The sequence below is a fragment of the Mycobacterium sp. HM-7 genome, assembly GCF_053852335.1.
On sequence record NZ_CM132657.1, the window covers coordinates 5,499,432 to 5,525,225 of the forward strand.

At 68.9% G+C, this 25,794-nt stretch carries 26 protein-coding genes; 9 read left to right on the forward strand and 17 right to left on the reverse strand.

Going from position 1 to position 25,794, the window contains the following annotated elements:
• The first annotated feature begins 18 nt into the window (after positions 1 to 18).
• Positions 19 to 1,614: an adenylate/guanylate cyclase domain-containing protein gene (locus ACWW1C_RS26600; protein WP_455981042.1), complete on the forward strand. Its 1,596-nt coding sequence runs from the start codon at positions 19 to 21 to the stop codon at positions 1,612 to 1,614.
• On the opposite strand, the gene topA is transcribed toward ACWW1C_RS26600, so the two are convergent.
• The 3 genes from topA to ACWW1C_RS26615 all read right to left on the reverse strand — a co-directional run bounded on the left by topA (position 1,611) and on the right by ACWW1C_RS26615 (position 5,487).
• Positions 1,611 to 4,439, reverse strand: a complete 2,829-nt coding sequence (gene topA / locus ACWW1C_RS26605) for a type I DNA topoisomerase (protein WP_455981043.1) — start codon at positions 4,437 to 4,439, stop codon at positions 1,611 to 1,613. The two genes, ACWW1C_RS26600 and topA, sit on opposite strands and share 4 nt — an antisense overlap.
• 145 nt (positions 4,440 to 4,584) lie before the next feature.
• Positions 4,585 to 5,178 (reverse strand): hypothetical protein, encoded by a 594-nt coding sequence (locus tag ACWW1C_RS26610; protein WP_455981044.1) that lies wholly within the window; start codon positions 5,176 to 5,178, stop codon positions 4,585 to 4,587.
• A gap of 105 nt (positions 5,179 to 5,283) precedes the next feature.
• Entirely contained in the window at positions 5,284 to 5,487 is a 204-nt protein-coding gene (locus tag ACWW1C_RS26615; protein WP_043397302.1) for a cold-shock protein, read from the reverse strand.
• Positions 5,488 to 5,710: 223 nt separating this feature from the next.
• Here ACWW1C_RS26615 and ACWW1C_RS26620 point away from each other — a divergent pair, with 223 nt between their 5' ends.
• Positions 5,711 to 8,074, forward strand: a complete 2,364-nt coding sequence (locus tag ACWW1C_RS26620) for a DEAD/DEAH box helicase (protein ID WP_455981045.1) — start codon at positions 5,711 to 5,713, stop codon at positions 8,072 to 8,074.
• 55 nt (positions 8,075 to 8,129) lie between these two features.
• A complete protein-coding gene (locus ACWW1C_RS26625) occupies positions 8,130 to 9,170 on the forward strand; it encodes a PAS domain-containing protein (protein WP_455981046.1) in 1,041 nt (346 codons plus the stop codon).
• 12 nt (positions 9,171 to 9,182) lie between these two features.
• On the opposite strand, the gene soxR is transcribed toward ACWW1C_RS26625, so the two are convergent.
• The 8 genes from soxR to ssd form a co-directional block, all read right to left on the reverse strand.
• Positions 9,183 to 9,671, reverse strand: coding sequence for a redox-sensitive transcriptional activator SoxR (gene soxR, locus ACWW1C_RS26630; protein WP_455981047.1), 489 nt, complete (start codon positions 9,669 to 9,671; stop codon positions 9,183 to 9,185).
• 110 nt (positions 9,672 to 9,781) lie between these two features.
• Positions 9,782 to 10,096 carry an Rv3654c family TadE-like protein gene (locus ACWW1C_RS26635; RefSeq protein WP_455981048.1) on the reverse strand — a complete coding sequence of 105 codons (315 nt, stop codon included), beginning with the start codon at positions 10,094 to 10,096 and terminating at the stop codon, positions 9,782 to 9,784.
• A 16-nt stretch (positions 10,097 to 10,112) separates the two neighbouring features.
• Positions 10,113 to 10,457 (reverse strand): TadE family type IV pilus minor pilin, encoded by a 345-nt coding sequence (locus tag ACWW1C_RS26640; RefSeq protein ID WP_455981049.1) that lies wholly within the window; start codon positions 10,455 to 10,457, stop codon positions 10,113 to 10,115.
• Complete coding sequence (locus ACWW1C_RS26645) at positions 10,435 to 10,638, reverse strand: DUF4244 domain-containing protein (RefSeq protein ID WP_455981050.1); 204 nt, start codon at positions 10,636 to 10,638, stop codon at positions 10,435 to 10,437. The genes ACWW1C_RS26640 and ACWW1C_RS26645 overlap by 23 nt, the downstream gene beginning before the upstream one ends.
• Before the next feature lie 23 nt (positions 10,639 to 10,661).
• Positions 10,662 to 11,228: a type II secretion system F family protein gene (locus tag ACWW1C_RS26650; RefSeq protein ID WP_455981051.1), complete on the reverse strand. Its 567-nt coding sequence runs from the start codon at positions 11,226 to 11,228 to the stop codon at positions 10,662 to 10,664.
• Positions 11,225 to 12,013: a type II secretion system F family protein gene (locus ACWW1C_RS26655; protein WP_455981052.1), complete on the reverse strand. Its 789-nt coding sequence runs from the start codon at positions 12,011 to 12,013 to the stop codon at positions 11,225 to 11,227. The genes ACWW1C_RS26650 and ACWW1C_RS26655 overlap by 4 nt, the downstream gene beginning before the upstream one ends.
• Positions 12,010 to 13,176 carry a TadA family conjugal transfer-associated ATPase gene (locus ACWW1C_RS26660; protein WP_455981053.1) on the reverse strand — a complete coding sequence of 389 codons (1,167 nt, stop codon included), beginning with the start codon at positions 13,174 to 13,176 and terminating at the stop codon, positions 12,010 to 12,012. Before ACWW1C_RS26660 ends, ACWW1C_RS26655 begins: the two co-directional genes overlap by 4 nt.
• Positions 13,173 to 14,252 (reverse strand): septum site-determining protein Ssd, encoded by a 1,080-nt coding sequence (gene ssd / locus ACWW1C_RS26665; protein ID WP_455981054.1) that lies wholly within the window; start codon positions 14,250 to 14,252, stop codon positions 13,173 to 13,175. Before ssd ends, ACWW1C_RS26660 begins: the two co-directional genes overlap by 4 nt.
• A 505-nt stretch (positions 14,253 to 14,757) precedes the next feature.
• Between ssd and ACWW1C_RS26670 the strand changes: the two genes are divergently transcribed.
• Entirely contained in the window at positions 14,758 to 15,615 is an 858-nt protein-coding gene (locus ACWW1C_RS26670) for an HAD-IB family hydrolase (RefSeq protein ID WP_455981055.1), read from the forward strand.
• 447 nt (positions 15,616 to 16,062) lie between these two features.
• Here the strand turns inward: ACWW1C_RS26670 and ACWW1C_RS26675 are convergent, their stop codons facing one another.
• Positions 16,063 to 16,833: an oxidoreductase gene (locus tag ACWW1C_RS26675; protein WP_455981056.1), complete on the reverse strand. Its 771-nt coding sequence runs from the start codon at positions 16,831 to 16,833 to the stop codon at positions 16,063 to 16,065.
• Positions 16,834 to 16,932: 99 nt separating this feature from the next.
• On the opposite strand from ACWW1C_RS26675, the gene acs reads away from it, so the two are divergent.
• Entirely contained in the window at positions 16,933 to 18,879 is a 1,947-nt protein-coding gene (gene acs / locus ACWW1C_RS26680; RefSeq protein WP_455981057.1) for an acetate--CoA ligase, read from the forward strand.
• A 51-nt stretch (positions 18,880 to 18,930) separates the two neighbouring features.
• Here acs and ACWW1C_RS26685 read toward each other — a convergent pair whose 3' ends face one another.
• Positions 18,931 to 19,596, reverse strand: coding sequence for a S1 family peptidase (locus tag ACWW1C_RS26685; protein WP_455984452.1), 666 nt, complete (start codon positions 19,594 to 19,596; stop codon positions 18,931 to 18,933).
• Between the two features lie 117 nt (positions 19,597 to 19,713).
• Here ACWW1C_RS26685 and ACWW1C_RS26690 point away from each other — a divergent pair, with 117 nt between their 5' ends.
• Positions 19,714 to 20,223, forward strand: a complete 510-nt coding sequence (locus ACWW1C_RS26690) for a phage holin family protein (RefSeq protein WP_455981058.1) — start codon at positions 19,714 to 19,716, stop codon at positions 20,221 to 20,223.
• Positions 20,223 to 21,188, forward strand: coding sequence for an alpha/beta fold hydrolase (locus tag ACWW1C_RS26695; protein WP_455981059.1), 966 nt, complete (start codon positions 20,223 to 20,225; stop codon positions 21,186 to 21,188). The genes ACWW1C_RS26690 and ACWW1C_RS26695 overlap by 1 nt, the downstream gene beginning before the upstream one ends.
• Here ACWW1C_RS26695 and marP read toward each other — a convergent pair.
• Genes marP through nth form a run of 4 tightly spaced genes read right to left on the reverse strand, consistent with a single transcriptional unit; the run spans position 21,177 to position 24,461 of the window.
• Positions 21,177 to 22,370, reverse strand: a complete 1,194-nt coding sequence (gene marP, locus ACWW1C_RS26700; protein ID WP_455981060.1) for an acid resistance serine protease MarP — start codon at positions 22,368 to 22,370, stop codon at positions 21,177 to 21,179. The genes ACWW1C_RS26695 and marP overlap by 12 nt on opposite strands.
• On the reverse strand, positions 22,367 to 23,131 hold the full coding sequence (locus ACWW1C_RS26705) for an NUDIX hydrolase (RefSeq protein ID WP_455981061.1): 765 nt from the start codon (positions 23,129 to 23,131) through the stop codon (positions 22,367 to 22,369). Before ACWW1C_RS26705 ends, marP begins: the two co-directional genes overlap by 4 nt.
• Entirely contained in the window at positions 23,128 to 23,778 is a 651-nt protein-coding gene (locus ACWW1C_RS26710; RefSeq protein WP_455981062.1) for a TlpA family protein disulfide reductase, read from the reverse strand. The genes ACWW1C_RS26705 and ACWW1C_RS26710 overlap by 4 nt, the downstream gene beginning before the upstream one ends.
• Entirely contained in the window at positions 23,775 to 24,461 is a 687-nt protein-coding gene (gene nth / locus ACWW1C_RS26715) for an endonuclease III (RefSeq protein WP_455984453.1), read from the reverse strand. The genes ACWW1C_RS26710 and nth overlap by 4 nt, the downstream gene beginning before the upstream one ends.
• A 204-nt stretch (positions 24,462 to 24,665) precedes the next feature.
• Between nth and ACWW1C_RS26720 the strand changes: the two genes are divergently transcribed.
• Positions 24,666 to 24,977: a hypothetical protein gene (locus tag ACWW1C_RS26720; RefSeq protein ID WP_455981063.1), complete on the forward strand. Its 312-nt coding sequence runs from the start codon at positions 24,666 to 24,668 to the stop codon at positions 24,975 to 24,977.
• A gap of 103 nt (positions 24,978 to 25,080) precedes the next feature.
• Positions 25,081 to 25,755: a cAMP-activated global transcriptional regulator CRP gene (gene crp, locus ACWW1C_RS26725; protein WP_020100982.1), complete on the forward strand. Its 675-nt coding sequence runs from the start codon at positions 25,081 to 25,083 to the stop codon at positions 25,753 to 25,755.
• The last annotated feature ends 39 nt before the right edge of the window (positions 25,756 to 25,794 follow it).

The window sequence follows — 25,794 nt, forward strand, 5'->3', positions numbered from 1 at the left end:
GCCCGATACGGTTAGCGGGTGGCCACCGATGTGAAACACATCGGGCGAATCAGGGGGTTCGTCCGATGGGTGGCGCGCACGCCGTGGCCGGTGTTCACGCTGAGCCTCTTGCAGGCCGACATCATCGGCGCCCTGTTCGTTTTGGGCTTCCTGAGGTTCGGCCTGCCGGCCGAAGACCGCATCCAGCTACAGGACCTGCCTGCAGTGAACCTGGCGGTGTTCCTGACCGTCCTGTTCGTCTCCTTCGTCGTGGCGGCCTGGCTGAGTCTGCGGCTGCTGATCCCGGTGATCCGCTGGCAACGGCGGGACACGCTGCACGGCGACGCCGTCGACCCCGTCTTCACCGAACTTGCCCGCACCCGGGCGCTCAAGATGCCCTACTACCGGACGCTGATCAGCGTCGGGAACTGGTTCCTCGGCTCGGTGGTGTTCATCATCGCCAGCTGGCCGGTGGCGAGCCGCTCGGCGCCCTTCGTCGCGGTGGCCAGCGCGCTCGGTGCAACCGCCACCGCGATCATCGGCTACCTGCAGTCCGAGCGGGTGCTGCGGCCCGTCGCGGTCGCCGCGCTGCGCGACGGTGTGCCCGAGAACTTCAAGGCGCCGGGCGTCATCCAGCGCCAGGTGCTCACCTGGGTGCTGTCGACGGGCGTGCCGCTGCTGGCGATCATCGTGGCGCGGCTGGCCGGCCAGTACACGACCTTCATCGCCCAGAACGAGCAGCTCAACACGCCCATCCTGCTGCTCGCCATCACCGCCCTGGCCGTCGGCCTGGCCGGCAACGTGCTGGTCGCCATGTCGATCGCCGACCCCCTGCGCCAGTTGCGGTGGGCCCTGGGCGAGGTGCAGCGCGGTAACTACAACGCGCACATGCAGATCTACGACGCCAGCGAGCTGGGCCTGCTGCAGGCCGGCTTCAACGACATGGTGCGCGACCTGTCCGAGCGGCAACGTCTGCGGGATCTGTTCGGCCGCTACGTCGGCGAGGACGTCGCCCGCCGTGCCCTGGAGCGCGGCACCGAGCTGGGTGGCCAGGAGCGCGATGTCGCGGTGCTGTTCATCGACCTCATCGGCTCGACGCAGCTGGCCTCCACGAGGCCGGCCGCGGAAGTCGTGTCGATCCTCAACGAGTTCTTCCGGATCATCGTCGACACCGTGAACCGGCACGGCGGGTTCGTGAACAAGTTCCAGGGCGACGCGGCGCTGGCCATCTTCGGCGCCCCCATCGAGCACCCGGACGCCTCGGGCGCGGCGCTGGCCGCATCCCGCGAGCTGCACGACGAGCTCGTGACGGTGCTGGGCACCACGGAATTCGGCATCGGGGTATCGGCGGGCCGGGCCATCGCCGGCCACATCGGCGCGCTGGCCCGCTTCGAGTACACCGTGATCGGCGATCCCGTGAACGAGGCCGCCCGCCTGACCGAGCTCGCCAAGCTCGAAGACGGCCACGTGCTGGCGTCCGCGATCGCGGTCAGCGGCGCGCTGGACGCCGAGGCACTGTGCTGGGACGTCGGCGAGACCGTCGAGCTGCGCGGCCGGTCCGCGCCGACCCAGCTGGCGCGGCCGCTCTCGCTGGCCTCGCCGCGGCCGGCTCCCGAGCCGGAAGCCGCCAGTTAGGCCTTCTTCGCGGCAGCCTTCTTCGCCGGCGCCTTCTTCGCAGCGGTCTTCTTGGCCGCCGCCTTCTTCGCCGGGGTCTTCTTGGCCGCCTTCTTCGCCGGGCCACGAGCACGCCTGTCGGACAACAACTCCGAGGCCCGCTCGTCCGTGATCGACATGACGTCGTCACCCTTGCGGAGGCTGGCGTTGGTCTCACCGTCGGTGACGTACGGGCCGAAGCGGCCGTCCTTGATCACCATCGGCTTGTTCGACACCGGGTCGGTGCCCAGCTCGCGCAGCGGCGGCGTGGCCGCACCCTGGCGCCCACGGCGTTTCGGCTCGGCGTAGATCTTCAGCGCCTCTTCGAGAGTGACGGTGAACATCTGCTCTTCGGTCGCCAGTGAACGAGAGTCACTGCCGCGCTTGAGGTACGGGCCGTAGCGCCCGTTCTGCGCGGTGATCTCCTCGTTGTTCTCCGGATCGACGCCGACGACGCGCGGCAACGACAGCAGCTTCAGCGCGTCGTCCAGCGTCACCGTCTCCAGATCCATCGAGCGCAGCAGAGATCCGGTGCGCGGCTTGGGACCGACGGGCTTCTTCGTCTTCTTGGCCGCGGACCCGGCGTCCGGCTCCTCCGGCGGTGCCGGCAGCACCTCGGTGACGTACGGCCCGTAACGCCCGTCCTTGGCGACGATCTCGTGCCCGGTCGCCGGGTCGACACCCAGCACCCGGCCCTCTTGCGGTGTGGCGAAAAGCTTTTCGGCCAGCTCGAGGGTGAGCTCGTCGGGCGTCAGGTCGTCATTGAGGTTGGCGCGCTGCGGTTTCAAAGCGCCATCGGCTGCCTCTTCATCAAGAACCATGCGCTCCAGGTACGGCCCGTTGCGGCCCACCCGGACGTTGATGGCGCGGCCTTCGGCATCGTCGAACAGCTTGATGGAGTTGACTTCTCGCGCGTCGATGCCTTCGAGGTTGACGCCGACCAGCTTCTTCAGGCCGCCTTCGCGGGCCACCGAGCCCTCGACGCCGTGCTCGCCGCCGAAGTAGAAGTTCGACAGCCAATTGGTGCGCTGCTCGGTCCCGGCGGCGATGCCGTCGAGCTCGTCCTCCATCGCGGCGGTGAAGTCGTAGTCGACCAGGCGCCCGAAATGCTGTTCCAGCAGCCCGATGACGGCGAACGCCACCCAGGCCGGCACCAGGGCACTGCCCTTCTTGTAGATGTAGCCGCGGTCCTGGATGGTCTTGATGATCGACGAGTACGTCGACGGACGACCGATGCCCAGGTCTTCCAGCGCCTTGATCAGCGACGCTTCGGTGTACCGGGCCGGCGGGTTGGTGGTGTGGCCGTCGGCGGTCAGCTCGGCGGCGTCGACGCGCTGACCCTGGGTCAGGTTCGGCAGCCGGCTCTCGGCGTCGTCGGCCTCGCCGCCGGCCTGCTCGTCGAGGCTCTCGACGTAGGCCTTGAGGAAGCCGGCAAAGGTGATGGTGCGGCCGGAGGCGCTGAACACCACCTGCTCGCCACCACGGGCCTGTCCGGAGATGCGCAGACTCAGCGTGGTGCCGCGGGCGTCGGCCATCTGGGATGCGACGGTGCGCTGCCAGATGAGTTCGTAGAGCCGGTACTCGTCGGTCTCGAGCTGGCCGTGCAGCTGGCCCGGGGTCTGGAAGACGTCACCGGCGGGGCGGATGGCCTCGTGGGCCTCCTGCGCGTTCTTGACCTTGCGCGTGTACTGCCGCGGCGTCGGGTGGACGTACTCCGGGCCGTACAGCTGCCCGGCCTGCGTGCGCGCGGCGTTGATCGCCGACTCCGACAGCGTCGTGGAGTCGGTACGCATGTAGGTGATGTAGCCGTTCTCGTACAGCCGCTGCGCGATGCTCATGGTGCGCTCGGAGGAGAACCGCAGCTTGCGGCCGGCTTCCTGCTGCAGCGTCGAGGTCATGAACGGCGCGTACGGCTTGCGCGTGTACGGCTTCTGCTCCACCGAGCTGACGGTCAGCGACTCGCCGCGCAGCCCGGCGGCCAGGGCACCAGCGGCGGCCTCGTCGAGGACCAACACCTCGTCGGGCTTCTTGACGGCGCCGAGGGAGTCGAAATCACGGCCGGAGGCCACGCGACGGCCGTCGACGCTGTTGAGCTTGGCGGTGAACTTCGGCGGCGACGCCGCGGCGTCAGAGACGCTGGCGTCGAGCTCAGCGGTGACGTCCCAGTAGCCGGCGCTGCGGAACGCCATGCGTTCGCGCTCGCGCTGGACGATGATCCGGGTCGCGACGGACTGCACGCGGCCCGCCGACAGCTTCGGGGCGACCTTCTTCCACAGCACCGGGCTGACCTCGTAGCCGTAGAGGCGGTCGAGGATACGGCGCGTCTCCTGCGCGTCGACCAGGGCGATGTCCAGGTCGCGGGGGTTCGCGGCGGCGGCCAGGATGGCAGGCTCGGTGATCTCGTGGAACACCATGCGCCGGACCGGCACCTTGGGCTTGAGCGTCTCCAGCAGGTGCCACGCGATGGCTTCACCCTCGCGGTCACCGTCCGTTGCGAGGTAGAGCTCGTCGACGCCCTTGAGGAGGTCCTTGAGCTCGGTGACGGTGGCCTTCTTTTCCGGGCTCACGATGTACAGCGGCTCGAAGTTGTCGTCGACGTTCACGCCGAGGCGCGCCCAGGCCTCACCTTTATATTTGGCCGGCACGTCCGCGGCGTTGCGCGGCAGGTCACGGATGTGTCCACGCGACGATTCGACGACATAGTTGGAGCCGAGGTAACCGGCGATTTTGCGCGCCTTGGTAGGCGACTCGACTATGACGAGTCGCCGGACCCGGCTGCCGCTACCGGCACCATCGAGGTCAGCCACCGTATCTATACGCTCCACTTCTTGGTCGGCACTAGGACACCGAATGAATGCCTAACGGTCATCCGGTTCCAAGGCAAGTCACAATTTGACACTCCGCGCGAGCCTACGCAAACCGGATGCGGCCAAAATATACGGCCTGTGGCCGCTAAATCCGGGGCCATTGCAGAAACGCCTCAGTGAACCCGGGCGGCTCACCCACGTTCTCTACCAGGCGTAACAGCCTCCGCCGACCGCTGATCCGCAGGGCCGGATGATGCCCCCTGGTGCCGATCAAGGTCGGCGCGATCCCGACCCGCATAAGTGCCGATGCCAACGTGGAATGAGTATCCGGTGCGTGGGGATCCAAACCCAACAAGTAGCCATTCGGCTCCGCGGTGCCCGCGGCCAGCACCCAGGCGCGCAACTCCCGGGGCCCCGGCAACCACCCGTCGGGCACGGTTTTGACCGCTCCGCGGGTCCAGTCCTGCGCCATCGGCGCCAGTCTGGCGTCGGCCTCGGTGCGCACGAGCGGGGTCTTCTCGTCGGTATGGGTGATCTCGGGCTTCAAGCCCGCTTCGGCGATCATCTCGGCCAGCGCCTCGGCCCGCCACAACGCGTCGACGACGACGGAGAGGCGGACTTTACGGCCGTCCGCCGCGTCGCCGGCCCCGACGACCTGTCCCGGCGCAGCGAGCAACCCGGTCAGGTCGGCGACCGCAGGCGGCACCGACTCGGCCGAGAAGAAGGACAGCTGACTCACCCTGCCGACAGTAGGCCAGCACGCCGCGATTAGCCGGGAGGCCAGATGCAAAACGCCCCCGCTTCGTCGCAGACGATGCGGGGGCGTTGTGTCAGTCTCTGAGCCTCAGATGGGGCGAACGTTGAGAGCCTGCGGGCCCTTTGCGCCCTGCTCGACCTCGAAGTCGACCTTCTGATTCTCTTCCAGGGTGCGGAACCCGTTGGACTGAATCTGCTTGTAATGGACGAAGACGTCGCCGCCGCCGCCTTCCTGCTCAATGAAGCCGTAACCCTTCTCCGGGTTGAACCACTTCACAGTCCCCTGTGGCATTTATCCTTCATTTCCTTCTGTTACTACGGGTGCGGTCCACCGAGTCTTCCGGCCTACCGGGAAGCAACGACGTTCCCGGGTGTTGACACACGAACACAGAAGCTGCGACCAAGATCAGTCAACCATGTTCCACGCTGTCGCAACAGTCACACGACGATCTGTGGTTAACAATTCATCTTGGCCCGCATCATCAGGCGGCAACCAAGGCGGAGAAGGGATCACAGTGACACACGCCGAGTCCGACGACGCTGCCGCGCAGCCGAACTTCGGGCGTGAACTGTTGTCCGCCGCACTCGACGGCACGCCGGCGGACGAGGAACCGCTACGACACGTCGCCGACCTGGCCCCGCGCCAGGCACGCCGAATGCCCTGGCCCACTTGGGTTGGCGCCGACGTGGTGCAGGCGTTCACCGATCGCGGTGTGGCGCAGCCATGGTCGCATCAGGTGTCCGCAGCCGAATTGGCGCACAGCGGACGGCACGTGGTGATCGCGACGGGCACCGCGTCGGGCAAATCCCTGGCCTACCAACTGCCGATCCTGCACGCGCTGCAAACCGACGCGCATGCCCGCGCTCTGTACCTGTCCCCCACCAAGGCGCTGGGCCACGACCAGTTGCGCGCCGCCCAGGCGCTGTGCTCCTCGATTCCCGGCCTCACCAACACCGCACCGTCCGCCTACGATGGCGACAGTTCCACCGAGGCAAGGCAATTCGCCCGGGAACGGTCCCGATGGATCTTCTCGAATCCCGACATGGTGCACCTGTCACTGCTGCGCAACCATGCCCGGTGGGCAGTGTTCCTACGCCAGCTGAAATACGTGGTGATCGACGAATGCCATTACTACCGAGGAATTTTCGGCTCGAACGTGGCGATGGTGCTGCGCCGGCTGTTGCGCTTGTGCGATCGATACGGATCGGCACCGACCGTGGTGTTCGCCAGCGCGACCACGGCCGCCCCGGCGCAGACGGCATCCGAACTGCTCGGCCAGACCGTCACCGCGATCACCGAGGACGGGTCACCGCACGGCGGCCGCACGGTGGCGCTGTGGGAGCCCGCCCTGCTCACCGATCTGATCGGCGAGAACGGCGCTCCGGTCCGCCGGGCCGCGGGTACCGAAGCCTCACGGGTGATGGCCGACCTGATCGCGGAAGGCGCCCGCACCCTGACCTTCGTCCGCTCGCGCATCGGGGCCGAGTTGACGGCGCTCGGGGCACGGGCCCGGCTCGAGAACGTCGCACCCGAACTGGCCCCACTGGTGGCGTCGTACCGTGCCGGGTACCTGGCCGAGGACCGTCGGGCGCTGGAACATGCTCTGACGGAAGGCGAATTGCGCGGCCTGGCCACCACCAATGCGCTGGAACTCGGTGTCGACATCGCCGGGCTGGACGCCGTGGTGCTGGCCGGATTCCCCGGCACGGTGGCGTCGTTCTGGCAACAGGCCGGCCGGGCCGGACGACGCGGCCAGAGTGCGCTGATCGTGCTGATCGCGCGGGACGACCCACTCGACACCTACCTGGTGCACCATCCCGCCGCGCTGCTCGACAAGCCCATCGAGCGCATCGTCATCGATCCCGGCAACCCCTACGTGCTGTCACCGCAGTTGCTCTGCGCGGCAACCGAACTCCCGCTGACGCCGGCCGAGGTGCGGATGTGGGACGCCGAGGCGGTGGCCGAATCACTGGTCGACGACGGCCTGTTGCGCAAGCGTCCCGCCGGCTACTTCCCGGCGCCCGGTGTGGACCCGCACCCCGCCGTCGATATCCGGGGCTCGTCCGGCGGGCAGATCGCCATCCTGGAGTCCGGCACCGGACGCATGCTGGGCAGCACCGGCGCCGGGCAGGCGCCGGCCTCGGTCCACCCGGGCGCTGTCCACCTGCACCAGGGCGAGACGTTCCTGGTGGACGCACTCGACTTCGAGGCCGGCGTCGCGTTCGTGCACGCCGAGAACCCGGGCTACACCACAGCGGCCCGGGAGGTCACCGACATCAGTGTTCGGGGGTCCGGTGATATCCACCGGTTCGGGCCCGTGGCCATCGGGCTGGTCCCGGTGTCGGTGTCCAATACCGTGGTGGGTTTCCTGCGCCGGGCCATGGACGGCACCGTGCTCGATTTCGTCGATCTGGACATGCCGACCCGCACCCTGGACACCATGGCGGTCATGTGCACGCTGACCCCGGAAATATTGCTGGCCAACGGGATTGACCCGCTGCGCGTACCCGGGTCGCTACATGCCGCCGAGCATGCCGCGATCGGTCTGCTGCCACTGGTGGCCAGCTGTGACCGGGGCGACATCGGCGGGGTGTCCACCGCATCCGGCCCCGCCCCCGGCGATTTATCCGGTCTGCCAACGATTTTCGTGTACGACGGCTATCCGGGCGGTGCCGGGTTCGCCGACCGCGGGTTCCGGCAGCTGTCCACCTGGTGGTCCGCCACGGCCGCGGCGATCGAAGCATGTGAGTGCCGTCACGGTTGCCCGTCATGTGTGCAATCGCCCAAGTGCGGCAACGCGAACGATCCCCTGGACAAAGCCGGTGCTGTCCAGGTACTTCGCCTGGTTGTCGATATTTTGGCGGCCCACGGGAAGTAGGCCGGCGGCCGGCGTCGGGCAGAGCAAAGCGCGCCAGAACGGATAAACTGCTGTCATGACGGACGACTGGCTTCTCGTCGAGACCCTCGGCGCCGAACCCACCGTCGTCGCGCAGGGGCAGCAAACCCAGGACATGGTTCCCATCAGCGCTTTCCTGCGTCGCAACGCGAGTCTGATGGCGATCCAATCGGCGATCGGGGAAACCGTCCGCGCGGGCCTGCCGCTCACGAGCATCACGCCCAAGAGCGACCGGGTGATCCGGACCGAAGTGGTGCAGATGACCGACGGCCGCATCCACGGCGTCCACGTCTGGGTCGGCGCCCCCGATGCCGATCCGCCGGACCGGATGATCCCGGGCCCGCTGAAGTGGGACCTGACCAACGGCATCGCGACCGACACCATGGAGTCGCTCGCCAACAGCGGTCTCAACCCGGCAGCCGAGGCCACCCACGGCCGTGCGTTCGCCGACGACCTGCAGACCCGCAGGCTGAACCCGAACGAGGCGCGCGTCATCTCCGCGGTGATCAAGCCGAAACCCGGCCAAACCTTCACCAGCACTTGGGAAATGACCGATTTCCGGGGCCGGCCCATCAACGTCGGATTCGCCGCGCGGGTGCTGAACGAGCCTGACGAGGACGGCCGGGAGCAACTGGTCTGCCGGGCCATGAACTGGCGCGGTGTCCGCGACAACTCGTCGGCCACCCCGCTCGACCGGGCGCAGCAGATCGCGGACGGCCCGCACGTGCCCGGCGTGTACCGGGCCATGGTGGATCTGAACAGCTGGAAGCTGATCAAGTGGATCGACGAGCCCTGCCCGTTGTTCGACTGGAGCGCCGACGCGTCATCGGAAACGGTGGTGCACCCGGACGAGATCGCCGAGATGGCTGTCATGACGGTCGAGTTCGGCAGCGGACCGACGTCGCGGGTGCTGCGGCTGCGCGCCAACGACGGTGGGTGGGTGCCGATCCACGTCACCGCGCACCGGCTCCACGTCGCCGACGACACCTTCGCCGGCCTGCTGGCCTTGCGACTGCCCACCTACGGCGAGCTGATGGCCGCCGGGGACAGACTGAACGACGACCCACCGGAATCCTGAGCAGGACGAATCCTATTCGGCGCCTGCCGGATTCGTGTCATCGAACGGAAGCAACCGACGCGCTCCCGGGCCTTCGGCGGCGAGCGCGTCGCCAGGGTTGATGACGAGGCAGTGGTTGAGCGAGATGCATCCGCATCCGATGCACTGGTCCATCTCCGACTGAAGTCGCTCCAACTCGAGCTGCCGTTCGCGCAGTTGCGCACGCCACCGCTTGTTGAGCCGCGTCCAGTCGCGCAGCGACGGCATGCGATCGTCCGGCAGCGTCTGAAAATGCTCGGCGACCTCGCTGAGCGGAATACCGAGACGCTTCGCCACCTGGATGACGGCGATGCGGCGCTCCATGTGACGTGGGTACAGCCGCGTCCCGCCGGACGTGCGCTCAGGGTGAATCAACCCTTTTCGCTCATAGAAGTGCAGCGCGGACGCGGAGACCCCCGTTCGCTTCACGATCTCCCCGATGGTCAGGAGGTCGGTCGGACCCATACGCTTGATCTCAACCATAGTTGAGATTCTACGGTAGTGACATGGCAAGGGACACAACGACTGACCGGACGGGCTGGGGTGACCTGTTCTTCTGCGGCCTGCTGATCGTGGTGTGCACCGCGCTGCCGTCAGCCTGGCCCGGCGCGGGCCCGGCCGTGCGCCTCGCCGAGGTGCCAGCGCCCGAACCGCACCGTCACCTCCACGTCGACCACCACATCCAGCCGCTGCACCGAGCAGTGGCCGACCCGGCTGCCCATGGCTTCGGCGACGGCCGCGGCCCGACTGCAGGACTCTCCGGGTCCGTCGGCCAATGCGCCCGCGGCAGCCAATGCGGCCAGATCGGCCGCTGACTGGGCGCGGTGCCGACCGATCACCGCGGCGCCGACCGCAGCCGCCCCGGTCACGAGCCCGATGAGCACCACGATCAGGGCGACCGCGAACACCGTCGCCGAGCCCCGGTCAGCGCGCGCCAGGCTCGGGTGCCGCCACCGCCTCCGCGCCCACCGTGACACCGGGCAGCAACGGCGCGGGCGCACGGACCCGCGCGACGATCCGCCCGCCGTCGCGCCGCACCTCGATCGAGGCGCCGTCGGGTCCCGCGCGACGGGCCGTTTCGATGGCGGCGCGGTCGTCTCCGCGCGCCGCGAGCCGGGCCGCTTCGCGGGCCGCATCGATGCAACGCACCTGCATCGAGACCGCGGCCAGCCCACCGATACCGAGGACGGCGACCGCGATGAGTGCGGCGACCGCGAACGCCGCCTCGACCGTGACGCCGCCACGGTCATCCCCTCGTGGTGAGAGCACGCGAGATGATGCCCGTCAGTGCACTGACGATCGAATCCCCTGTGACGACCGTGTAGAGGATCGCGCCGAACGCCGCGGCGGCCACGGTGCCGATGGCGTATTCGACGGTCGACATGCCGCTCTCATCGGCGAGCAGCAGGGTCACGCGAGCTTCCCAATTGCGAAAGTTGGTCATTTTCATGGTTTTTCCTCCCCTTGTTGTGATCAGAACACCCCCGACCGGAACACGTCGCCCGCCAGGCCGGCGACCACCGGCACGATGCCGAGACAGACGAAGGCCGGCAGATAACAGAGCCCCAGCGGACCGGCGATCAGCACGTTGGCCCGCTCGGCGGCCGCGTCCGCCGCGTCACCGGCGTCGGCCCTGGCCTGCTCGGCCAGTTCGGCGACGCCCTGGGCCATCGCGGCTCCCGACGACGCCGACCGCCGCGCCAGCCGGAGCAGCGCGACGACGTGCGGGGCGGTGCCGACAGATGGCTCCGCCCAGGCCGTCGCCGGGCCGGCGCCCAGGGCCAGGAGTTCGGCTGCGCGCCGCAGCACCGTCGCCAAACCGGCCGGAGCCGACGGCACGGCCGCCGAGGCCGCGGCGCTGGTCGCCATCCCGGCCGACAGACAGGCCGCCAGCACGTCCAGGCTCGACGGCACCGCCATTGGGTCGTCCGGCACCGCGGCGGACGGCGAGGACCGGCCCGGCAGGCGGGGGCGGATTCGGTGCGTTGCCGCGCCGGGAAGCAGCAAGAGGGCGAACGCCAACAGCAAGATTCCGGTCATCGCTGCGCCCGCGCGATGATCCGGTCCGACCACAGCAGCCCGAGGCAGCACAACACCACGCCGACCGCCAGCACCACCGCACCGTCGCCCAGCAGGAAGCGCACGGGATGCGCACCGATCAACTGCCCCAAGACAATTCCGAGTACGGGCAATCCGGACAGGACGGCGGCCGTTGTTCGGGCTCCGGCCATGCCGGCCCGGATCCGCGATGAGAAACGTTCACGCGCAACCACATCACGCTCGGCGGCCCGCATCAGCGGGGCGATTGCCAGGCCGTGGTCGAGCGCCAGTTGCCAGTACACAGCGAGCCGTTGCCAATGGGCGGGCAGCGCGGACGATGCCGCGACCGCACGCAGCCCGGCCGAGACATCGGCACCCAGCCGCGCCCGCGCCGCGACCTCCCGCAATGCCGTAGCCACCGGCCCGTCCACTTCATGGGCCGCGGCCTCGAATGCCGCCACCGGATGTGCCCCGGCACGCAGTTCCCCGACCAGGATGCCGAGTGCGCCCTGCAGGGTTCGTGCTTCCATGACGCAGGCCGCCACCCGTCGCGAACGCCGCCATCGAAGCCCGGCGGTCATGGCCACCGCCGCCCCCGCCAGCGTCACCGGTATCGGCAGGACGACCAGCGCCACCACAGCAATCGCTGCCGCCGCCGACCAGAACAGCCGGGTTCCACCGCGAGACCTCAACCCCACCAATCGTTTTCGTCGCCCCAGCCGTGCCAGTCCACCCGGCCCGGGCGCGACCAGCACGGCCAACGCCAGTATCAGCGCGGGACTCACGACTGCCCCCGCATGGCCAGCAGCTCGCGCAGCGCGGGCATGCCAGGGCCGGTTCCCCGGTCGACTTGCCACGCGGTCACGGCCGTCACGGTCCCGTCCGGGGCCCGGCGCAGTGCCGCGATCTCGCTGAGTTGCCGACGCCCGTCCCGGGCACGGGCGGTGTGCAGCACCACCTGACACGCGGCCGACAGTTGCGAATGCAGCGCTGCCCGGTCCAAGCCGCCGACGGCGGCCAGCGCTTCCATGCGGGCGGGGACCTCGGCGGGGCTGTTCGCGTGCACAGTCCCGGCCCCGCCCTCGTGGCCGGTGTTGAGTGCGGCGAGCAGGTCCACGACCTCGGCACCGCGGACCTCGCCGACCACGATCCGGTCGGGGCGCATCCGCAGCGCCTGCCGAACCAGGTCGCGCACCGTCACCTCGCCGACGCCTTCGACGTTGGCGCCGCGCGCCACCAGCCGGACCAGGTGCGGATGCTGCGGAGCCAGCTCGGCGGCGTCCTCGACGCAGACGATCCGCTCGGTCGGGTCGACGGCCCCGAGAAGTGCCGACAGCATGGTGGTCTTACCGGCACCCGTGCCTCCCGAGACCAAAAAGGCCAGCCGCGCCGCGACGATGTCGGCGATCAGCGCGGCGGCAGGCGGCGCGATGGCTCCGGATCCGATGAGACCGGCGAGGTCCTGCGTAGCCGGGCGCAGGACCCGCAGCGAAAGGCAGGTGCCGGCCGCGGCGATCGGGGGCAGCACGGCGTGCAATCGCACGCTCAGGCCACCACCGACGCCACCGAGGTGGCCGTCGACCCAGGGCTGCGAGTCGTCGAGCCGGCGCCCGGCGGCGAGCGCCAGCCGCTGCGCCAGGCGCTGCACGGCGGTCTCGTCCGGAAATCGGATCATGCTGCGGCGCAACCCGTTTCCGTCGTCGACCCAGACCTCGTCGGGCGCGCTGACCAGCACATCGGTGGTGCCCGGGGCCCGCAGGAGTGGTTCCAGAATCCCGGCACCGGTCAGTTCGGTCTGCAGCAGCCGCATGCCGGCAAGCACATCGCTGTCGGCGAGCACGCCGCCCGACTCGGCGCGGATGGCCGCAGCCACCGCGTCCGGATGCAGGGCACCGCCGGCCTGCGCGGCCAGTCGTTCCCGGACGCGGTCCACCAATGACGACGTCATGCGCGATCCGCCTCCCCCGGCTGCCGGTGCAGCACCGTCAGCACCCGACGGGCAGCCATGTCCAGCGGCGACCGGCTCCGCAGACTCCGGGCGAGACCGCCGCGCTCCAGCGCACCGTCGAGGTTGCTCTCCGCACGCATGGCCGCCAGCAGCGGCAGCCCGAGGATCGTCGCCATCTCGGCCGCGCGGAGCCCGCCCGGCGCGGGACCCCTGACGACCAGGCCGACGTTCGGGTTGAGGGCCGTCACCCAGTCGGCCACACCCCGGGTCGCCGCACAGGCCCGCAGCTCTGCCGGCGCAACCACGACCACGAGATCGGCCACGGCCAGGACCGTCTCGGCCGCGACCGATGCCTGCCGCGGCACGTCGCAGATGACGGTGGTGCCGGCGCGACTCCCGGCCTCGACGACCGCGGCGAGCGCCGTCGGCCGCAACTCGACGGCGGTGCGTCCGGCCGACAGCACCACGACCCCGCGCCGGCGCGGCAGCGCATCACGCAGTGCCGGATAACTCAGCCGTCCGCCCGCTGCCGCCAGGTCCGGCCAGCGCAGGCCGGCGTCGCTCTCGGCGCCGAGGGCCAGGTCGATGCCACCGCCCCAGGCGTCGACGTCGACGAGCAGGCATTCGCGGTCCGGTTCACCCGCCGTCTGGGCCAACGCGATCGCAAACACCGACGCACCGCCGCCCCCGCGTCCGCCGATGACCGCGACCACGGCGCCGCGGCGCCCGTCGGATTCACCGGCCGCGGCATCGGACAGGACGCCGACCAGACCCGACTCCTGGCCGGGCAGGGTGATGACCTCCTGCGCACCGACCGCCATCGCGGCCTCGAACTCGGGGGTCCCCGGCGCGGCGGAGGCGATCAACAGCACTGCGGGCCGCCGGGGCATCCCGAGCTCGCGGCAGTGCTGCGCCGCCGCGACATCCAGCAGCACGGCCGCGGCGCCGACCCACGCCTTCCGGCCCGACGGCTCGGCCGCGTACACCACCCGGATGCCCGCCGCCGCGGCGATGCGCTCGATCTCGTCGCGCAGTCCGGCGTCGGCGATCAACGCCAATGCCCCGTTCGTTGCCATGTCTCCACCGTGAGCCGAGGCAGACTGCGACACCAGAGCGCGCACGCAGAATGTGGATGAATCGCAAACTGTGGACAACTTTTTTGACGGGCTCGTGAGAATGTCGTTCCGCAACTTTTCGCGTACTCGGCGCGACATTCGGCGGGCCTGCGTCGTCTCGGCTGCGCCGTGCCCGGGAAAGAAGAATCTGGCGCCGCAAAAAACGGGCCGAAGCGGCAGCGCCGCGAGAAAATCGACCACCCCTGAAAAAGGGACGACCCCCGCCAGGGGGGGAGGAGGCGGAGGTCGTCGTGGATCAGCCCCGGGGGGTCGGGCTGATGCACACCCGGAGCTAGCCGGGTAAAGCCCACTATACACACGTCAACAGGGCTCTGCGCAACTGTTGATTGTCTGTGAAAGGGGCGTGTCAGCACGTCAATCGCCGCCAAAGCCGCACCACCGGCGACCGACACGGCGACACCGCCGTCTACCCGGCACCGGTGTTCCGGAGCATATGCTGGGAGCCGTGACCGCATTCGATCCGGCCGCCCAGGCCGCGGCCGCGCCGCGTCAGGAGGCCGAGTCGAGCGCTCCGGTGCGCACCGCAGCCTTCTTCGATCTCGACAAAACGGTGATCGCCAAGTCGAGCACCCTCGCTTTTAGCAAACCTTTTTTCAACCAGGGACTGCTGAATCGGCAAGCTGTCCTCAAGTCCACTTACGCACAGTTTCTGTTCCTGATGTCAGGCGCCGACCACGATCAGATGGACCGCATGCGGTCCTATCTGACCAACATGTGCACCGGCTGGGACGTCGAACAGGTGAAGTCCATCGTCGCCGAAACGCTGCACGACATCGTCGACCCACTGGTCTTCGCCGAGGCCGCCAACCTGATCGCCGACCACAAACTGTGCGGGCGTGACGTCGTGGTGGTGTCGGCGTCCGGCGAGGAGATCGTGGCACCCATCGCCCGCGAACTCGGCGCCAATCATTCGATGGCCACGCGCATGGTGGTCGCGGACGGCAAGTACACCGGCGGCGTCGACTTCTACTGCTTCGCCGAGGGCAAGGTGCAGGCGATCGAGGACCTCGCCGCCCGCGAGGGTTACGCGCTCGAGCACTGCTACGCGTACTCCGACTCCATCACCGACCTGCCGATGCTCATGGCGGTCGGCCACCCCACGGTGGTCAATCCGGATCGCGCTCTGCGCAAAGAGGCTGTCGCCCGCGGCTGGCCGGTACTGACCTTCACTCGCCCGGTCTCGCTGCGCGACCGCCTGCCGGCGCCGTCGGGAGCCGCGGTCGCCACCACGCTGGCCGTCGGCGCCAGTGCTCTCGCGGCCGGCGCCGTGGCGTACTCACTGCTTCGCCGCCTGAACTTCTGAAAGCTACCGACGAGTTGCTGAGTCTCCCTCCGTAACAATCACAAATCGCCGGCGATTGGCCCTTGATGTGACTGCGGTCACGTAGTACAAAGGAAGCACGGAAGCCCCTAAGGCCAAGACCGGACCGGAAGAGAAGGTTCGACCTCCCGAAGTGGGCATCCCAGCACGGAATACCGGCACCCACGCGGAGCACATACCGCGACAATGGTAAAAGCGTTGTGGGCCTGCGTAATTGCGAAGAGCGAACGGCTAAGAGAATTCCTTGGGTGGAGTTGTAGCCGCAGCGCATTGCAGGGACGCCGAGGCCACCCACACAACCCGACAAGCACGCTTGGTAACCGGGGTTCCGTGCTAGCGGGCGGCGAGCCGAGTCAGATGCCCTCTGACGACGGAGCGCCGCCCGCTTTTATGTTTGCGTGTTTGCTGAAGAAGGTCAGGGATCGACCGCTACTTGCCAGACGCCTGTGCGATCGACAGCGCCTCGCGCGCCCCCGAATGCAGAGCGCGACTGCTTGAGATCAGCCAGGCCGTCAGGCCGTCAGCCGTCCCCGACGCGAAGCCCCGTGCCGTGGCACGGTATTCGCCGACCTCGCGCATCCAGTACATCTCGGGCACGCCGAGCCCATGCGGGTCGAGTCCACTGGACATCGTGATCAGCCGGGACACGGCGCGCGCCACCACACCGTCGGCCACTCCGAACGGAGCCAGGCTCAGGAGTTCGCCATGAGCGACGGCAGCGAGCACCGTCGCCGGCACCCGGCTCCCGCCACCCACGATCTCGCCGAGCAACTCCAGCCGCCGGCCCACGTCCGGGTCGTCGGTGCGGGGCCGGCCGAGCTGGTCCGCGTCCGTCAGATCCGCGGCCGCCAGTGAGTGCAGACGCGCGATCGCCTGCAACGGCGCCCGCTGCCACACCCCGACCAACGCGGTCGCGCCGCCTTCGAGGGCCTCGGCCACCCGCAGCGCGCCGGCGAGCACCGCGTCGGCACGCTCGCCTTTGGCCGGGGTCTCGCCGTCTTTACTGAAACTCAGTGATCCGTCGTCGAGTACGGATGACGCGCGGGCGGCCCGCATCGAGGCCTCGGCCGCGGTGGCGGGCCAACCGCGCAGGTTCACCTTGTGTCGGTGGGCCCGACCGAGCGCTTCACGCGCCTCGTCTCCGGCCGCGGCCACGCCGGGCAGTTCTGCCAAAGGAGCCAACGGGTCAGGTGCAGCCACGTCCGCACAGGGTAGTGCCACCAGGTGGCCACCACCAACGTCCCGGTGGCGGGCCACCACCAACGTCATTGCAACGTGCCAGTGACTACGCTCACAGCCATGACACAAGACACCGCTGTGCCACAGGCTTATCCGCCGCCTGCCGAGTTCGCCGCGCAGGCCAATGCCACTGCCGCGCTGTATCAAGAGGCCGACGCCGACCGCCTGGATTTCTGGCGCCGACAGGGCGAGCGGTTGTCTTGGGCGACCCCGTTCACCGAGGTCCTGGACTGGTCGAACGCGCCGTTCGCCAAGTGGTACGGCGACGGAAAGCTCAACGTGGCCTACAACTGCGTCGACCGCCACGTCGAAGCCGGCAACGGCGACCGCGTCGCGATCCACTGGGAAGGCGAGCCGGTCGGTGACGCCCGCGACATCACCTACGCCCAGCTCAAGGATGAGGTCAGCAAGGCCGCCAACGCCCTGACCGCCCTGGGCCTGCAGGCCGGCGACCGCGTCGCCATCTACATGCCGATGGTCCCCGAGGCCATCGTCGCGATGCTGGCCTGCGCCCGGCTCGGCGCCATGCACTCGGTCGTGTTCGCCGGCTTCTCGGCGACCGCGCTGGCCGCCCGTGTCGAAGACGCCCAAGCCAAACTCGTCATCACCACCGACGGCCAGTACCGCCGCGGCGTCGCCGCCTCGCTCAAGTCCGCCGTCGATGAGGCCGTCGCGAACCAGCCGTCCGTCGAGCACGTTCTGGTGGTCAAGCGCACCGGCATCGACGTCGACTGGACCGAGGGTCGCGACGTGTGGTGGCACGAGGCCGTCGACTCTCAGTCCACCGAACACACCCCCGAAGCGTTCGACGCCGAGCAGCCGCTGTTCCTGCTCTACACCTCCGGCACCACCGGCAAGCCCAAGGGCATCGTGCACACCAGCGGCGGATACCTGACCCAGGCCTCCTACAGCCACCACAACGTCTTCGACATCAAAGCCGACGACGTGTACTGGTGCACCGCCGACATCGGCTGGGTCACCGGGCACACTTACATCGTCTACGGGCCGCTGTCCAACGGCGTCACGCAGGTGGTCTACGAAGGCACGCCCACCTCACCGAACGAGCACCGGCACTTCGACATCATCGAAAAGTACGGCGTCACCATCTATTACACGGCCCCGACGCTGATCCGCACCTTCATGAAGCTGGGCCACCAGATCCCCGCGGCGCACAACCTGTCGAGCCTGCGGGTGCTGGGCTCGGTGGGCGAGCCCATCAACCCCGAAGCCTGGCGCTGGTACCGCGAGCACATCGGCGCCGGCCAGACCCCCATCGTCGACACCTGGTGGCAGACCGAGACCGGCGCCATCATGATCTCCCCGCTGCCCGGTGTCACCGCCGCCAAACCCGGCTCGGCCATGACCCCGCTGCCCGGCATCAGCGCCAAGATCGTCGACGACGACGGCAACGAACTGGTCCCCGGCGCCGACGAAGCCGAACACGTCACCGGCTACCTGGTCCTCGACAAGCCCTGGCCGTCGATGCTGCGCGGCATCTGGGGCGACGACGAACGTTTCAAGGACACCTACTGGTCCCGCTTCGCTGAGCAGGGCTGGTACTTCGCCGGTGACGGCGCCCGCTACGACGCCGACGGCAACATCTGGGTCCTGGGCCGCATCGATGACGTCATGAACATCTCCGGCCACCGCATCTCCACCGCCGAGGTCGAATCCGCCCTCGTCGGGCACTCCGGCGTCGCCGAGGCCGCCGTCGTCGGTGCCACCGACGCGACCACCGGCCAGGCAATCTGCGCGTTCGTCATCCTCAAAGAATCCGCCCACGGCGGACCGGAGAACATGATCGAGGAACTGCGCGCACAGGTGGCCCGGGAAATCTCACCCATCGCCAAACCACGCGAGATCCACGTCGTCCCCGAGCTGCCCAAGACCCGCAGCGGCAAGATCATGCGCCGCCTGCTGCGCGACGTCGCCGAAGGCCGCGACCTCGGCGACACCTCAACCCTCGTCGACCCCAGCGTGTTCGAAGCCATCCGCGCCAGCAAGTAGGCCCGGAACGCGAAGAGCCCCCAACATCACGTTGGGGGCTCTTTCGCGCGCTCAGGCGATCGGCACGTACCCCGCGCCGGGCCGGCTCTTGGCATCGAGATCGGCGATCACCGCGTTGATCGACACCGTCACGGCCGGGGTGTGCAGTGGCACGTACTTGACGACGCACGTCGGCAGATCATCACTGAATGCCCCGTGGATCATGCCGACCAGCTTGTTGTTCACGGTCACCGGCGCACCCGAGTCGCCCGGCTGCCCACACACCTGGTCCACGATGGTCCCCGGGTCCTGTCCCGGGCCCCAGGTGACACCACAGGTGTAGCCGGTGGTGCGGCCCAGCTTGCACGCCACCTGACCGAAAGCCGGATCCGGACCGATGCCGTCGATCTGGAAACCGTTGACATTGTTCAGGGGCTGCACCTTGGCCGGATCGAATTCGATGACGGCGTAGTCCAGGGGCTGGCTGCCGGCCACCATGACGCCCAGGGGGCCGCGGTTCTCGGCGCCTTCGGCCGACACCTCGTGGCCGGGACCACCGCAGTGCGCCGACGTGAAGCCGACCAGCTTGCCGCGGTTGTCATGCCCGATCGTCGTCAGGGTGCAGAAGGTGTCGCCGTCCACGACGATGCCCGAACCGCCGCCCAGCGGCACCGGTGCGTCCGCGTGTGCCGGCACCCCGACCGACGTGCCGAGCAGAGCAATGGCCAGGCCAGACATCGAAGCAATCAGGGGTGCCGAACGCATCGGGGCAGTGTATCGCTGGGCCGGATCGTTAAGCGGCGTCCCACGTGGCAACATATGCCAGGACTACACCGACGCCGGGAGGACGTGTTCGTGAGCAATGGCGATCGCAAGAATGGCCCAGTTCCAGCCACGGTGACCTCGATCCCGCTGGTGGATCCGCATGCGCCCAAGGCTGATCCGTCGATCGGCGACCTGGTCAAGGAAGCCACCTCGCAGATGTCGACGCTGGTGCGCGCCGAGGTCGAGCTGGCGCGCGCCGAGATCACCGCGGACGTGAAGAAGGGCCTGACCGGCAGCGTCCTGTTCATCGCCGCCCTGGTCGTGCTGTTCTACTCCACATTCTTCTTCTTCTTCTTCCTCGGTTCGCTGCTGGAGCTGTGGCTGCCGAGCTGGGCGTCGTACCTGATCGTCTTCTCGTTGATGGTGCTGACGACCGGCGCGCTGGCGTTCCTGGGCTTCCTCAAGGTCCGCAAGATTCGCGGCCCGCGGGACACCATCGCCACGGTCAAGGAGGCCAAGGTGGCGCTGACGCCTGGGCACGACAAGCCCTCGAGTCAGATCACCGCCCGCTCTGCGTCTAGCGACACCTCAGGCTGGTAGTGCCGCCACCTGATCCGTCGGTCGTCCGGATCGACGGTCCGTGGCGACACCTTCAGGTGCACGCGAACGGGATTCGCTTCCACGTCGTGGAGAGCGAGGGCTCGGAGCCCGACGATCGGAACGCGGACGGCTCCTCCAACGCCGAGCGCCCGCTGGTGATCCTGCTGCACGGGTTCGCCTCGTTCTGGTATTCGTGGCGGCACCAGCTGCGCGACCTGCGCGGCGCCCGCGTGGTCGCGGTCGATCTGCGCGGCTACGGCGGCAGCGACAAACCACCGACCGGCTACGACGGCTGGACGCTGGCCGGTGACACCGCCGGTCTCGTGCGCGCTCTGGGACACCACTCCGCCGTGCTGGTGGGGCACGCCGACGGCGGCCTGGTCTGCTGGGCCACCGCCATGCTGCATCCGCGGGCGGTGCGGGGTATCGCGCTGGTCAGCTCACCGCACCCGGTGGCCCTGCGGGCCTCGACGCTGACCGATCGGGACCAGCGGGCCGCCCTGTTGCCGGCGATGCTGCGCAATCAGGTGCCGTGGTGGCCCGAACGTGTCCTGACCCGGCGGGGCGGTGCCGCCGTCGAGCAGCTGGTCCGTAGCCGTGCCGGCACCGCCTGGCCGGCTTCGGCGGATTTCGCCCAGTCGGTGGCGCACCTGCGCACGGCGATCCAGATCCCGTCGGCGGCGCACTCGGCGCTCGAATACCAGCGGTGGGCGGCACGCAGTCAGGTCCGCGGCGAAGGCCGGCGCTTCATGCGGGCGATGAAGCAGCGCACCACCGTGCCGATCCTGCACCTGCACGGCACGGCCGATCCCTACGTGCTCGACGACCCGGTTCGCCGGACCCAGCGCTACGCCCCGCAGACGCGTTTCGTATCCGTCACCGGCGCAGGCCATTTCGCGCACGAGGAGCAGCCGTCGACCGTCACCTCGGAACTGTCGACGTTCCTGCACCAGCTATCCGGCTGAGATGCACTTTCCGGTCGGCACCGCGTCCTGATTGTCGACCTTGGCCATCTGCTTGGCCACCTCGTCGGCGGTGAGGACGAAGCCGGTGTCGGCGTCGTCGACCGCGGCGCCGAACACGACACCGAGGACCTTGCCGCTGCCGTCGATCAATGGCCCGCCCGAATTACCTTGGCGGACATTGCCTCTGATCGTGTAGACCTCACGTGTGACGGTCGTGGAGTGGTAGATGTCCGGGCCGTTGAGCTTGATGACCTCGCGGATGCGGGCCGGGGTCGCGGCGAACTCACCGCCACCCGGGTAACCCATGACCACTGCGCCGGTGCCGGTCTGGGCCTCCTGCATATCGAACTTCAGCGGTGCCGCGGGCAGGTCCGGTGCGTCGAGAATCGAGATGTCGGCCTCGGGGTCGTAGGAGACGACCTTGGCGTCGTAGCTCTTGTCGTCGACCTGGACGGTGACGCTGTTGGAGCCGGCCACCACGTGCGCGTTGGACATCACCCGGCCGGGCGCCACCACGAAGCCGGTGCCCTCGAGCACCTTCTGGCAGCTCTGCGCGACGCCGCGGATCTTGACGACGCTGCCCTTGGCCGCGGCCACCGCCGGGTCGGCCACGAGCGTGGGGTCAGGCGCCGAGACGCTGACGATCGGGGTCCGGCCGAACGGCTGCAGCACCGACGGCAGGCCCGAGGTGTTGAGCAGCGCCGACAGCCGCGTGGGCACCCGCTTCAGCCAGGCCGGCGCGAGGTCGTTGACCTCGGAGAGCACCCGCGAGCCGTTCACCGCCGCAGCCAGGTTCGGCTGGTCGGACGACGTCAACGGAGTGGCCAGCAGCCAGGCGGCGACCAGGACCGCGACCAGTTGCAGCGCCATGCCGACGACCGAGTCGAACCCGCGCACCACCTCGTTGCGCATGGCGCCGCGGACGGCGCGGCCCAGCACCACACCGGCGATCTCGCCGACCACGACCAGGCCCAGGATCAGAAACAGGGCGATGAACAGCTTGCTGCGGGCGCCGTCGACATGGGCCACCACGTGCGGCGCGAGCAGCACACCGGCAACCGCGCCGAGTACGACACCGAGAAAAGACAGCAGCGAGCCCAACGCCCCCGACCGCCAGCCGGAGACGGCAGCGACGAAGGCGACGGACAGAACGGCCAGATCCAGCCATTGTGAAGGTGTCATGGTTGATCCACACGGTAGCTGCTGGACCCGCCCAGCAGCGCCATTGCCGCGTCCAGTTCCTCGATGACGTCGGCGTTCCATGGCTCGGCCCACCCTGCGACGTCGAGCATCGCGGAGATCACCTGCGCCGTGAAGCCCCACACCAGCATCTGGTTGAGCAGAAATGCCGGGCCGGCGAACCGCCGGGTGTTCTCCTTGCGATACACCATCAGCCGGTTCTCCGGATTGACGAAGGCGCGCACCGGAACCCGCGCGGCGATCGCCGTCTCCGCCGGGTCGACCGCGAGGACCGGGCCGGGATCGGGCGAGTACGCGAGTACCGGGACCACGTGAAAACCCGAGGGCGGGATGAACATTCGGTCCAAGGTCGCCAGGACGTGCAGTCGGGAGACGTCGAGGCCGGTTTCCTCGGTCGCCTCTCGCAGCGCGGTCCCGATGGGACCGTCGTCCTCCGGATCGGACGCGCCTCCCGGAAACGCCGCCTGGCCGGCGTGGTGCCGCAGTGTCGACGCGCGGACGGTGACCAGCAGGTCGGCGTCGGGCGGCAGCGCACCGGCCGGAGCGTCGGGCGCCCCGGAGAACAACACCAGGACGGCGGCGTCGCGCTTGGTTCCGGTCAACGTCGCGGTCGCACCGGCGGCGGTGATGGCCGCCAGCACGCTGGCCGGCACCCGGCGGCGGTAGGCCTGCGGCAGGTCCGGCGCGTTGTCGACCAGTGGGCGCAGCCAGGCCGGGGCGGCCTGCGGGTTCAGCACGTTCACCCCGACACTCCTAACTGTGGGTTCACCGCCGCGACGACCTCATCGACACTGGTGAACGGCCGGGGCAGGACCTGCGCCACGCTACCGTCCGGGCGCAGCAGGACGGTCGCAGGCATGACGTTCGGCACACGCAGCGCCGCCGCGATCAGCCGCCGGCCGTCCTGCAGCATCGGCAGCTTGACGCCCAGGTCGGCCAGGCGCAGCAGCCCGGCGGTCTCGTTCTCGTCCTGGTGGACCGTCAGCACCGTCACCTTGGTACCCATGCGGCGCTGGTACTCGGCCAGCGCGGGCAGTTCGTCCGCGCAGGGGCCGCACCAGTAGGCCCACAGGTTCAGCACGACGGCTCGGCCGGCGACGGCCTTCGCGACGTCGACGGGCACGCCGTCGCCCGCGCAGTCGACCGTGATGCCCTGCAGGGCTTGCGGGCCCGGCTGGCCCTGCGGCGTGGGACAGGGCGGCAGGGCCGCCTTGGCCCGGGGCCCGGCCAGGGCCGCCGGGGTGTCGGCATCGCGATGTGCCCGGGCGACAGTCTGCCGGCCCGCCGGCCCGGACGCGGTCCGGTCGTCACCGAGTTGTCGCCACAGCGCGACGCCCAGTACCACGAAGACTGCCAGCACCACCACGGTCCAGCGGGCAGACCGACTCACTCGGTGATCCCGGCCAGGGCCAGCAGGTGTTCGGTTTCCGGCCCCTTGACCAGCGCCGCGGCGGTCGCCAGGTCCGTGGGTCCGGTGCCGTAGGACGGGCAGTCCCGGGCCAGCACGCACACGCCGCAGGCCGGCGTGCGGGCGTGGCAGACCCGGCGCCCGTGGAAGATCACGCGGTGCGACAGCAGGGTCCACTCCTTGCGCGGGATCAGCTCACCGACCGCGTGTTCCACCTTGACCGGGTCTTCCTCGGCGGTCCAGCGCCAGCGTCGCACGAGCCGGCCGAAGTGGGTGTCCACCGTGATGCCCGGGACGTCGAAGGCGTTGCCCAGGATGACGTTCGCGGTCTTGCGCCCGACTCCGGGCAGGGTGACCAGTTCCTCCAGGGTGTCGGGCACCTCGCCGTCGAAGCGGGCCACCAGTTCCTGCCCCAGCCCGATGATCGAGGTGGCCTTGTTGCGGTAGAAGCCGGTGGGCCGGATCAGCTCCTCGAGTTCGGTCCGGTGGGCCTGCGCGTAGTCCAGCGCGGTCGGGTATTTGGCGAACAGCGCCGGCGTGGTGAGGTTCACCCTCTTATCCGTGCACTGCGCCGACAGGATCGTGGCCACCGCCAGCTCGAGCGGATTGGTGAAATCCAGCTCGCAGTAGACATGCGGGAACGCTTGCGCCAGTTCACGATTCATTCGCCGGGCGCGACGCACCAGACCCAGGTGGGTTTCGCGGTCGTATTTTGCGGTGGATCGTCGCGCAGGCACGCCGGTAAGCGTACTGAGAGAAGTCGGTAAGGATACTTTGACCGGCGTCGTTTCGTGATCACCCTGAGACATTCGGCGTGTTTACTTCTGCGTGTGTCCTGGTTGCTCGTAGTGTGCATTCCCGGGTTGCTGATGCTGGCAACCTTCGGGTTGAGCCGCCTCGAAGCCATGCTCGATACGTCCAAGGAGACGTACACCGCGGCCGACGTCAAAGCCTTCGTCGACAAGGTGAAGACGGCGTGGTCGCAACAGGCGGCAGCCGCGGACACATTGCCGCACCGATCGGCGCCCCGATTCGAAGAACCCCGCGCGCTGTCGGCCCCGTCGCCGACGCGGGACAACCCGCTCGGAGCCTTCGGTGAACCCGAATTACCCAGCCGTGCGTACGCCCACTATGCGGGCAATCCGCAATTTCGCGAGACTCGCCAGGCAAATCGTGTGTAGCGTGGCTGGTTGCGAAACGGCTTACCACTAGACTGACTTTGTTAACCAGTTCACTGGCTAGCTTGCGCGCGTTTTTTATCACTCACCAGCCTTAGGGAGCAACGTGGACGAGATCCTGGCGAGGGCCGGAATCTTCCAGGGTGTCGAGCCCACCGCGGTATCCGCACTGACCAAACAGCTGCAGCCGGTCGACTTCCCCCGCGGACACACGGTGTTCGCCGAGGGCGAGCCCGGCGACCGCCTTTACATCATCATCTCCGGCAAGGTGAAGATCGGCCGCCGGTCACCGGACGGCCGTGAGAACCTGCTGACGATCATGGGCCCGTCGGACATGTTCGGTGAGCTGTCGATCTTCGACCCGGGTCCCCGGACGTCGAGCGCCATCACCATCACCGAGGTGCGCGCGGTCTCGATGGACCGTGAAGCGCTGCGCGCATGGATCGCGGACCGCCCGGAGATCGCCGAGCAGCTGCTGCGCGTGCTCGCCCGCCGGTTGCGCCGCACCAACAACAACCTGGCCGACCTGATCTTCACCGACGTGCCCGGGCGCGTGGCCAAGCAGCTGCTGCAGCTGGCCCAGCGCTTCGGCACGCAGGAGGGCGGCGCCCTGCGCGTCACCCACGACCTGACCCAGGAAGAGATCGCCCAGCTGGTCGGCGCCTCCCGCGAAACCGTGAACAAGGCACTCGCCGACTTCGCGCACCGCGGCTGGATCCGGCTCGAGGGCAAGAGTGTGCTGATCTCCGACTCGGAGCGGCTGGCGCGCCGCGCGAGGTAGTACGTCACGCGAACTGGGGCACCTCCCGCTTGCCGGAGG

What these genes read in the sequence shown, in the direction of transcription:
- ACWW1C_RS26615 (WP_043397302.1), bottom strand. Translation starts at nt 5,487, where the DNA reads ATGCCACAGGGGACTGTGAAGTGGTTCAACCCGGAGAAGGGTTACGGC.
- ACWW1C_RS26625 (WP_455981046.1), top strand. Translation starts at nt 8,130, where the DNA reads ATGACGGACGACTGGCTTCTCGTCGAGACCCTCGGCGCCGAACCCACC.
- soxR (WP_455981047.1), bottom strand. Translation starts at nt 9,671, where the DNA reads ATGGTTGAGATCAAGCGTATGGGTCCGACCGACCTCCTGACCATCGGG.
- ACWW1C_RS26645 (WP_455981050.1), bottom strand. Translation starts at nt 10,638, where the DNA reads ATGAAAATGACCAACTTTCGCAATTGGGAAGCTCGCGTGACCCTGCTG.
- ACWW1C_RS26650 (WP_455981051.1), bottom strand. Translation starts at nt 11,228, where the DNA reads ATGACCGGAATCTTGCTGTTGGCGTTCGCCCTCTTGCTGCTTCCCGGC.
- ACWW1C_RS26660 (WP_455981053.1), bottom strand. Translation starts at nt 13,176, where the DNA reads ATGACGTCGTCATTGGTGGACCGCGTCCGGGAACGACTGGCCGCGCAG.
- ssd (WP_455981054.1), bottom strand. Translation starts at nt 14,252, where the DNA reads ATGGCAACGAACGGGGCATTGGCGTTGATCGCCGACGCCGGACTGCGC.
- acs (WP_455981057.1), top strand. Translation starts at nt 16,933, where the DNA reads ATGACACAAGACACCGCTGTGCCACAGGCTTATCCGCCGCCTGCCGAG.
- ACWW1C_RS26685 (WP_455984452.1), bottom strand. Translation starts at nt 19,596, where the DNA reads ATGTCTGGCCTGGCCATTGCTCTGCTCGGCACGTCGGTCGGGGTGCCG.
- marP (WP_455981060.1), bottom strand. Translation starts at nt 22,370, where the DNA reads ATGACACCTTCACAATGGCTGGATCTGGCCGTTCTGTCCGTCGCCTTC.
- nth (WP_455984453.1), bottom strand. Translation starts at nt 24,461, where the DNA reads ATGAATCGTGAACTGGCGCAAGCGTTCCCGCATGTCTACTGCGAGCTG.
- ACWW1C_RS26720 (WP_455981063.1), top strand. Translation starts at nt 24,666, where the DNA reads ATGCTGGCAACCTTCGGGTTGAGCCGCCTCGAAGCCATGCTCGATACG.